This window comes from Xanthomonas nasturtii (assembly GCF_001660815.1).
GTDB classification, from domain to species: Bacteria; Pseudomonadota; Gammaproteobacteria; order Xanthomonadales; family Xanthomonadaceae; genus Xanthomonas; species Xanthomonas nasturtii.
Genome location: NZ_LYMI01000046.1, coordinates 22,159 through 31,149, shown reverse-complemented (window position 1 = coordinate 31,149; position 8,991 = coordinate 22,159). Strand labels below are relative to the sequence as shown.

The 8,991-nt window shown below is 66.0% G+C and carries 11 protein-coding genes and 1 other RNA gene; 2 read left to right on the top strand and 10 right to left on the bottom strand.

Going from position 1 to position 8,991, the window contains the following annotated elements:
* Positions 1 to 243 precede the first annotated feature (243 nt).
* From A7D16_RS16450 to A7D16_RS16415, 8 genes are all read right to left on the bottom strand, one after another.
* Entirely contained in the window at positions 244 to 1,125 is an 882-nt protein-coding gene (locus A7D16_RS16450) for a SirB1 family protein (RefSeq protein WP_064634319.1), read from the bottom strand.
* Between the two features lie 40 nt (positions 1,126 to 1,165).
* Positions 1,166 to 1,612, bottom strand: a complete 447-nt coding sequence (locus A7D16_RS16445) for a DUF192 domain-containing protein (protein ID WP_064634317.1) — start codon at positions 1,610 to 1,612, stop codon at positions 1,166 to 1,168.
* A 163-nt stretch (positions 1,613 to 1,775) separates the two neighbouring features.
* Complete coding sequence (gene rpiA, locus A7D16_RS16440) at positions 1,776 to 2,423, bottom strand: ribose-5-phosphate isomerase RpiA (protein WP_064634315.1); 648 nt, start codon at positions 2,421 to 2,423, stop codon at positions 1,776 to 1,778.
* Between the two features lie 97 nt (positions 2,424 to 2,520).
* Positions 2,521 to 2,991 (bottom strand): EVE domain-containing protein, encoded by a 471-nt coding sequence (locus A7D16_RS16435; RefSeq protein ID WP_064634313.1) that lies wholly within the window; start codon positions 2,989 to 2,991, stop codon positions 2,521 to 2,523.
* Positions 2,988 to 3,578, bottom strand: coding sequence for a 5-formyltetrahydrofolate cyclo-ligase (locus A7D16_RS16430; protein WP_064634311.1), 591 nt, complete (start codon positions 3,576 to 3,578; stop codon positions 2,988 to 2,990). The genes A7D16_RS16435 and A7D16_RS16430 overlap by 4 nt, the downstream gene beginning before the upstream one ends.
* Before the next feature lie 321 nt (positions 3,579 to 3,899).
* Positions 3,900 to 4,083, bottom strand: a non-coding RNA gene (gene ssrS, locus A7D16_RS16425) — 6S RNA.
* 95 nt (positions 4,084 to 4,178) lie between these two features.
* Positions 4,179 to 4,478, bottom strand: coding sequence for a cell division protein ZapA (locus A7D16_RS16420; RefSeq protein WP_064634310.1), 300 nt, complete (start codon positions 4,476 to 4,478; stop codon positions 4,179 to 4,181).
* The gene (locus tag A7D16_RS16415; protein ID WP_064634329.1) at positions 4,475 to 4,696 is read right to left on the bottom strand and encodes a TIGR02449 family protein; all 222 of its coding nucleotides are present in this window, start codon (positions 4,694 to 4,696) and stop codon (positions 4,475 to 4,477) included. Before A7D16_RS16415 ends, A7D16_RS16420 begins: the two co-directional genes overlap by 4 nt.
* Positions 4,697 to 4,934: 238 nt before the next feature.
* Here A7D16_RS16415 and A7D16_RS16410 point away from each other — a divergent pair, with 238 nt between their 5' ends.
* Both A7D16_RS16410 and A7D16_RS16405 read left to right on the top strand, forming a co-directional pair.
* Positions 4,935 to 5,477, top strand: a complete 543-nt coding sequence (locus A7D16_RS16410) for a YecA/YgfB family protein (protein ID WP_064634308.1) — start codon at positions 4,935 to 4,937, stop codon at positions 5,475 to 5,477.
* A gap of 10 nt (positions 5,478 to 5,487) precedes the next feature.
* Positions 5,488 to 6,828, top strand: a complete 1,341-nt coding sequence (locus A7D16_RS16405; RefSeq protein ID WP_064634306.1) for an aminopeptidase P N-terminal domain-containing protein — start codon at positions 5,488 to 5,490, stop codon at positions 6,826 to 6,828.
* 179 nt (positions 6,829 to 7,007) lie between these two features.
* Here A7D16_RS16405 and A7D16_RS16400 read toward each other — a convergent pair whose 3' ends face one another.
* Positions 7,008 to 7,403: an XVIPCD domain-containing protein gene (locus A7D16_RS16400; protein ID WP_064634304.1), complete on the bottom strand. Its 396-nt coding sequence runs from the start codon at positions 7,401 to 7,403 to the stop codon at positions 7,008 to 7,010.
* A 180-nt stretch (positions 7,404 to 7,583) separates the two neighbouring features.
* Positions 7,584 to 8,909, bottom strand: a complete 1,326-nt coding sequence (pepQ, locus tag A7D16_RS16395) for a Xaa-Pro dipeptidase (RefSeq protein WP_064634327.1) — start codon at positions 8,907 to 8,909, stop codon at positions 7,584 to 7,586.
* Positions 8,910 to 8,991 lie beyond the last annotated feature (82 nt).

Genomic DNA, 8,991 nt, shown 5'->3' with positions numbered 1-8,991 from the left:
CACTTGCAGGTTGGTCATGCCGACATTGCCGCGCTGCCTCGGCAGACACTGTTCGATGAGAGAAAATTGTGCGGGTGTGATTTCCATGCGCAATAGTTTAACCGCTCAGATCATTAGTGTTAACAGGCTCTAGATCAGTGGCAGACCCGTGTCTGCTGCCGCCGTGCCTGCTGTCTTCAGATGACAGCCGTCAGCGTCGAGACCCTGACGCCACACGCGCCAAGCCTGGGCGTACCGCTTCCCTCAGTGCGCCCGCGCACGCTGGCTGTTCAATTCCACCAAGTGCTCGTGCAGATTGGCGGCGTCCTGCGCGCTCGGGTTGAGCATCAGGTAGCGCGAGAGATCGTGGCGGGCGCCATTGCGGTGGCCCAGATGCAGGTAGGCCATGCCGCGGTCGCGCAACGCTTCGGGTTGGTCGGGCACCAGCTTCAGGATGCGGTCTGCGCTGCGTGCGGCGCGGTCCCAATGCTCGGCGTCGGCGTACACGCCGTGCAGGTTGCGCAGGATGCGGATCAGGATCGCGCGGTGCGGTGCCGGGTCGAGGATCTGCGCCAGCGCGCGGTCGTCGGGAATTTCGCCGCCCAGGTGCGGGCGGGCACGCTCGCGTAGCTCGTCCACGCCCAGCGGGCGGCCGCCGTTGAACGGGTCCATCACCAGCACGCCGTCGTCCACCGGCAGGCGCACCAGGAAATGCCCGGGAAACGACACCCCCGCCAAGGGAATGCCCAGCCGGCGGGCCACTTCGATCTGCACCATCGCCAGCGAAATCGGATTGCCCAACCGGCGCTCGAACACCTGGTTGAGGTAGCTGTTGCGCGGGTCGTAGTACTCGTCGTGATTGCCCGAGTAGCCCAGCTCATCGAACAGGTAGCGATTGACCGCCGCCATCTTCAGCGGCCACAGATCGATCGCGTCCACCTCGCGGCGCAAATGCTCGACGTGGCTCTGCACCAGCGTGTCGTACAGCTCGGCATCCAGCTGCGGGTACTCGTCGCGCGCAATCAGCAGCGCGGTGGACATCAACGGCACCGCATCGTCGTCCAGGCTGGCGAGCGCGGTCCAATGGGGAAGTGGGAGCATGTCGACCATGCTGCCAAGAGTGTCGGCAAGCGGCGCAGGGTTCAAGTCCGGTACTTCCTGACAGGAGACACCGCATCGCTGTGAATCACTTCAGCTTGGGAATATCCGGGCTGAAAGTGAGTTCGGCGCCATCCTGCAGCTTGAGCCTGGCCGCCTGGCCGGCATTGAGTTCCAGCACGTAGCGGGCGGGCGCCTTGCTGGGGTAGGGCGGGCAGGCATCGCCGGCCGAACAGGGCGGCACATCGCGCTGTTGCGACACCAGCCGGCGCTGTTCATCGAAATACAGGATATCCAGCGCGATCTTGGTGTTTTTCATCCAGTACGCCATCGGTTCCTGGCGGTCGTGGATGAACAGCATGCCGTGATCTTCCTCCATGGCATCGCGGAACATCAGCCCCTTGGTGCGGTCGGCATCGTTTTGCGCCAGCTCCACCTGATAGCGCGTGCCGGCCAGCTCCACCCAGGAACCGCTGCTGGCGCAGCCGCTGAGCAGGATCAACAACGCAAGGGCGAGGAGGCAAAGACGGCGCATGCGGCATACCAGTGGGCGGGGATGCCGCACCATCTGCCAAGCTGCCGCGTGCGTCAAGCCGCTGTAGTGCGGTGTACCGTCATCGCATGTGACGGGAGTCCGGCCCGCTGTCGCTTCGCAAAGCGGGCCGCTACTGCGTATGCGCGTGCTTGCACGCGGTCGCTCAGATCACCCGCGGCGGCTCGCCACCGACGATCACTACATCGGCCGGGCGACGCGCGAACAGGCCCACGCAGACCACGCCGGGAATCTGGTTCAGGCTGTGCTCCAGCGCCACCGGGTCGGTGATCTGCAGGTTGTGTACGTCCAGCACCACGTTGCCGTTGTCGGTGACCACCCCATCGCGCCACACCGGCTGGCCGCCGGTCAACGCCAGGATCTGGCGGGCGACCAGGCTGCGTGCCATCGGAATCACTTCCACCGGCAGTGGAAACGTGCCCAGCACCGGCACCTGCTTGCTGGGGTCGACGATGCAGACGAAGCGCTCGCTGGCCTCGGCAATGATCTTCTCGCGCGTCAGCGCTGCGCCGCCGCCCTTGATCAGGCAGCGGTCCGGGTCGCACTCGTCGGCGCCGTCCACATACAGCGACAGATTGCCGGTGTGGTTGAGGTCCAGCACCTCGATGCCGTGCTGGCGCAGGCGCGCGCTGCTCTGTTCGGAGCTGGACACTGCGCCCTTGATGCGGTGACCGATGCGGCCCAGCGCATCGATGAAGTAGGCCACCGTCGAGCCGGTGCCGACACCGACGATCATGCCGTCTTCCACGTAATCGAGTGCCTTTTCGGCGGCCAGGCGTTTTGCTTCGGACATTGGGGAGCTCGGGATGAGTGATTGGGAATGGATTCGTCAGGGCAGGTCACGCGGGGCGGCGATGGGCGAATCTCCAATGCCGAATCCCCAATCACGGCTATTCCATCGCCAGCAACACTTTCCATTGCGCAGCGGTTACCGGCAGGATCGACAGGCGGTTGCCGCGCGCGATCAGCGGGAAGCCTTCGCCCAGCGCATCGGCCTGTTGCTTGATTTCATCCAGTGAAATCGTGCGTTTGAGTTTGCGCTCGAACGCCACGTCCACCAGCATCCAGCGCGGGTCTTCGCGGGTGGCCTTGGGGTCGTGGTAGTCGGACTTGGGATCGAACTGGGTGTCGTCCGGATACGCGTCGCTGGCAACCTTGGCGATGCCGACGATGCCGGGCACCTTGCAGTTGGAGTGATAGAAGAACACCCCGTCGCCCACCTGCATGCCATCGCGCATGAAATTGCGCGCCTGGTAGTTGCGCACGCCGTTCCACGGCTCGGTGCCGACGCGCTCCAGATCGTCGATGGAAAAGGTGTCCGGCTCGGACTTCATCAACCAGTAGCGCTTGCGGGCAGTCATGCAGAGAGGCTGTCGTCTTTCAGGAAGGTGGCGTGTTCGGTGCAGATGGCGTCCACGCGCACGTCCCAGGATTCGGTGGGCAAGGCAGGCACCTGCTGCGCGGCGAAGCCGACGCCGACCAGCCAGGGCGGCGGCGCCTGGCGATGCCGGAACGCGAAGCTGCGATCATACCAGCCGCCTCCCATGCCCAGCCGACGGCACGCCGCATCGAAGCCGGTCAGCGGGGTGATCACCAGCGCCATCTCTTCGGGCGCCAACGTGTCGGCGCGATCCACGTCCGGCTCGGGAATGCCGTAGCGATTGCTCAGCAACGGCTGGCCTGGCCGCCAGGGGGCAAAGCGTAATACGCGCCCGTCCAGCACCGGCAGGCAATAGCGCACCCCGGCCGGCAAGCTAAGCTGCCAGCGATGCAGCGCAATTTCGCCATCCATCGCCCAGTACCCCGCCACGGCGCCGTCATGCGGTGCGAACGGCAGTGCCAGCAAGCGCTCGGCCACTGCATCGGCTGCGGCCAATCGCTGCGTTGCCGGCAGGCTGCGCCGGTGCGCACGCAATTGCCGACGCAACGCGTCTCGGTCCTCGGTCATGGGTGTCTCGCAGCGCTATCGGTGCTGCATTGTCGATGGCGCACGTGCGCATGCCTAGCGCGGCGTGCAGTGCCGCCTGCAAGCGCACGTTGTGCCGGATGCCGCACAGCGAACGCCATGCGGTGCGCGCACTAACGCTAAATGGCGTCTGCACGCGCCTGTGCGCGCGATGCGGCGGGCGTCTTGCAGTGCGTGGGAGTGCAGCCGATACGGCAACAGAGTCGCGAACGCAGCCAGCCAGCAGTGCTGGTTCAACCTCTGCAAGTGCAAATGGTCAGACACACAAAAAGAAACGACGCCCGAAGGCGCCGTTTCAGATTTGCATTCTCCGCCATGACGATGCGGGCGAAACGACCTTGAACCCGGGGTTCAAGTGGGGACGTTGTGAGGCCATCGGGCTTCCCGCTACAAGGCGGACTTGCACACCCGGCTTCGTCGCGCCCCCGTGGTCGTAATTAAGGGACAAGGCGAATGTTTTGCACGCTGTCGTTTACAGCAGAGAACGCAAGCGAAGTATAGACCTCTGCGCCGCGATGGCTAGCCCATTCGTCGGTCGGCGGGCTTGAAGATTCATATTTGCGATGGCAGTGCGAATTCCACTCAGCGCGGTGTGTCGGCAACGCTGTCCAGCCGGCGATTCAGGCTGTCCAGCGTGTTCGCCAATTCACGGTCGTACAGCGCCTGCTGTTCGCGCAACTGCTGCAATTCATGCGCCAGATTGAGCGCAGCCAGCACTGCGACACGATCCACCGCCGCCATGCGATTGCTGCCGCGGATCTCGCGCATGCGCAGGTCCAGCAGCCGCGCGGCGGCGGTGAGACTTTCGCGTTCGTCCGCGGTCACGCCCACCGTGTATTCACGATCCAGAATACGCACGCTGACCGGTTCGTTGCTGCTCACGTGTGCTGCTCCAGTGACTTCAAGCGGACGATCATCGCTTCCACGCGCGAACGCGCCTGTTCGTTCTTGGTCAGCAGTTGCGCACGCTCGCCGATCAGCTGCTCCTGTTGATGGCGCAGGCTGCGGTTCTCGTCGGTGAGCCGTTGGGTGCGCTCCACCAAGGCCTCCACGCGGGCGGCGAGTGCGCAGATCTGAGCGAGGGCGGCAGCGTTGTCCATGCGCTCACGATAGGGGCGCGTGCGCGCGGCGGTCAAGCGCCCACGCATGCCCCGGACGCCGTCGTCAGCCCAGGTGCGGCAAGGCCTTTCGCAGTACCCGGGCGGGCCGGTGGCGCGCGCGTGGAACGCTGCATGGAGCGCGCCGATAGCGGCCCATGCAGGCCGCCTTGATACACTGGGAAGTCATATCGCCGGCCCGTGCGTCGGCACCTTATCGCTCTTCAGCCTGGATGACCCGATGGATCTGCCCGACGTAACCGCTGTGCAAAACGAAAGCCGTCAGCTTGCGCTGGCGTCCTCTGCGGCGGAGTTGCATGGCGGGCTGTGCGGCTGGCTCTCCGGTGGCGGTGCCGACAGCGCCGACTGGCTGGCGCGGATTCTGGCCGACAGTGGCCAGGTCGCGCCCAAGCAGGGCGGTGCGCTGGACCAGCTGCGGCAGGCCACCGTGGCGCAGCTGGAAGACCGCGATTTCGCCTTCGAGCTGCTGCTGGTCGAAGACGGCGCGCCGTTGCCGGCGCGCACCGACGCCTTGTTCGACTGGTGCCGCGCCTTCCTGGGCGGATTCGGCCTGGCTGCGCAGCAGCGCCCGGCACTGAGCGAAGAAGGCGAAGAAGCGTTGCAGGATCTGGCGCGGTTGGCGCAAGCCTCCAGCGACGATTTCGACGCGGCCGACGAGGACGACACCGCCTTGGCCGAGATCGAAGAATTCGTGCGCGTAGCGGTGCTGTTGCTGCATGGCGACTGCGTGATGGGGCCGCGTTTCCGTCAACGCTTGAACTGATCGGCCCGCGATGAAGAAACTGACCGGGATCGGCGCGGCCGAATATGCGCGCCGACGCAAGCAACTGATGCAGATGGCCGGCGAGCAGGCCATCCTGATTTTGCCGGCTGCGCCTGAGCGCGTGCGCAGCCACGACACGCATTACCCGTATCGTCAGGATTCGGACTTCTGGTATCTGAGCGGGTTTCCCGAGCCGGAAGCGGTACTGGTGCTGGTGCCCGGCCGCAAGCATGGCGAAGCGATCCTGTTCTGCCGCGAGCGCGATGCCGAGCGCGAAGCCTGGGACGGCCCGCGCGAGGGCCAGGAAGGCGCGGTAGAGCACTACGGCATGGACGATGCGTACCCCATCGACGATGTCGACGAGATCCTGCCGGGCCTGCTGGAAGGGCGCAGCCGGGTGTACTACCACTTCGGGCGCGATGTCGATTTCGATCTCAAACTGATCGGTTGGCTCAAGCGCGTGCGCGAGCAGGTGCGCCACGGTGCGCAGCCGCCGCATGAATTTCTCGAACTCGGCCATCTGCTGCACGAGCAGCGGTTGTTCAAGTCGCGCGACGAGATTGCCTTGATGCAGCACGCCGCCGATATCAGCGTGCGCGCGCATCGCGCCGCAATGCATCTGGCGCGGCCGGGCGTGCATGAGTACGCGTTGCAGGCCGAGGTCGAGCGCGAATTCCGCGCCGCCGATGCGTGGCCGGCCTATGGCAGCATCGTCGGCACCGGCAGCAATGCCTGCGTGCTGCATTACCGCGCCAACAACGCGCGTAGCCGCGATGGCGAGCTGGTGCTGATCGATGCCGGCGCCGAATACCGCGGCTATGCGGCCGACATCACCCGCACCTTTCCGGTCAATGGCCGCTTCACCCCGGCGCAGCGTGCACTCCACGATCTGGTCGGCGCCGCACAGGCATCTGCGCTTGCGCAGGCGCGCCCCGGCGTGGCGTACGAAGCCGGGCATCTGGCCGCGGTGCAAACCCTGACCGAAGGGCTGCTGCGCCTTGGCCTGCTCAAGGGCACGCTGGAGCGCAACATCGCCGACGCGCAGTACAAGCGCTTCTATCGGCACAAGACCGGCCATTGGCTGGGCCTGGATGTGCACGATGTGGGCGACTACCGGTTGGCCGGCGAGTCGCGGCTGCTCGAGCCCGGCATGGTGTTCACCATCGAGCCGGGCTTGTACGTGTCTGCCGACGACACATCGGTGGAGGCCAAGTGGCGCGGCATCGGTATCCGCACCGAAGACAACGTGCTGATCACTGCCGATGGCCACCGCGTGCTGACCGATGCATTGGCGCGCAGTGCCGACGAGATCGAAGCGGAGATGGCGGATCGCGACGCAGCGCGCGTCTAGCGCTGCAACACCAGCGGTGGCCAAGATCGGTGCGTTGCGCTGCAGGCGACGCCCGCGCTGCGGATGGTGTTCCGATTTCCGGGCGCATCCGATCGGGGCCGGCGTCGTCGCGCACGCCGCGCTCTGCCTGTCGCAGTGCAGACACGACGCGCCTGGTCACTTTGCTGCAGGCGGTTCTCTTAACCGAGCTGCGGTGTCTGCGTGCGTTCGTGCTGCTGTACCGGCTCGCCGGGCCCGGCGAATTGCCGCGCGCGCTCGAACGACTGTTCTTCCGGGGTGCCGAGCGCCTGTTCGGTTTTCATGTGCGCACGCAGATGCGCCGGGTTGGCCGGGTCGCCTTGCACCACGAAGACGTTCTCGCCGCCGTGCACGCCGCGATTGTTCGCCTCGCTCATCAGTACATGGTCCACGCGCGACAGCCCGCCTTCCTTGGCCAGCGGCAACAGCGCTGCGGTGAGGCGGGCGCTGGTCTGGTCAGGCGTGCGGCCGTGCGCCGCATCGATCGCGTGCACGCCGCGTTCGATCTGCTGGTACATCGGGTGGTCCGGGTGCGAAGGCTGGCGTGGATCGTTCATGGCAATGTTCCGTGCGTGGTGGTGCTGAACCGTCGCGTTGCGTTAGCGGGTGGGGGATCGCGCGCCCGAGCCACGCGCCTGAGAGCCAAGTGTATGCGCAGTGCATGTGGATGCCGTGCCCTGTCCGTGCCGGCCCGGCCCGGCACCGCGCGCGGTGATGTCGTCAGGCGGCCCTGGGCATCATGCTGCGGCGAAGACCGGGCGGGTCAGGTTTTCTGGGTTGCCCTCGGTGCACACCACTTCGTCCTCGATGCGGATGCCGCCGAACGGTTTGAACTGCTCCACGCGCGCCCAATCGACGCTGGCGGCGTGGCCGTTCTTCTTCACTTCGTCCAGCAGCATGTCGATGAAGTACACGCCCGGTTCGATGGTGACCACCATGCCCGGCTCCAGCACGCGGGTCAGGCGCAGATACGGGTGGCCGGCCGGGCGCTCGATGCGGCCGCCGCGGTCGCTTGCCGCAAAACCCGCCACATCGTGCACCTGCAGGCCGATCAGATGGCCCAGGCCATGCGGGAAGAAGGCGGCGCTGACGCCGGTGGCCAATGCGGCTTCCGGCGAGACGGTGAGGACGCCGAAGTCCTTGAGGATGCCCATCAACGCCAGATGCGCGTCGATATGCAGCTGCTTGTAGTCCACGCCGGCGCGTACGTTCTGGCCCATGCGGATCTGCGCGGCATCCACCGCATCGATCAAGGCCTGGAACTCGCTGCCGGGGTCGGCGGCATAGCTGCGGGTGATGTCGCTGGCGTAGCCGTAGGCGGAGGCGCCGGCGTCGATCAGGAAGCTGCGCAGCGGTTGCGGCGGCTGTTGGCCCAGTTCGGTGTAGTGCAGCACCGCGCCGTGTTCGTTGAGCGCGATGATGTTGCCGTACGGCAACTCGTTGGCGTCCTGGCCCACTGCCGCGCAATACGCCATGTGGATGCCGAACTCGCTCTGGCCAGCGCGGAACGCCGCTTCCGCAGCGCGATGGCCGCGCACCGCCAGTTGCTGCGCGATGCGCAGCAACGCCAGCTCGTACGGCGTCTTGAACGCGCGCTGGTAGTCCAGGTAGTCGAGCACCGGCTGCGGGTTGTTCGGCACATACGCACCGAGCGTGCTTTGCGCCTCGCCGAGAATCGCGCAGCGCGCAGGTTGTTTGGGCAGCAGCGCCAGTGCCTGGTCCGGGGTGCGGATGATGTGGATGTCGCAGTGTTCGACCCACCAACCGCTGGGCGCGTCGGGCACCACATGCCAGTAGTCGAACGGCTGATAGAAGATCACCGTCGGGCGCTTGCCCGGCGTGTAGACCAGCCAGCTGTTGGGCACCCGCGTCAGCGGCACCCAGGCCTTGAATTGCGGGTTGACCGCATACGGGTAATCGCGGTCGTCGAACAGCTGGTAATGCGTGCTGCCGCTGGGAACCACCAGATGCTCGAAACCGCCGCGCTGCAGCGCTTGGTCGGCGCGCGCGGTGAGCGTGCGCAGGTGGTCGGAGTACAGGCTGCTCAAGGAGGGCTGGGTCATGCGGGGCTCGATCGGCAAGGCAAAGGCAATGCGCAATTTTGCCGCAATCCTGGCAGCGGCGCTGCGTCCTGAAGCGCCTGAA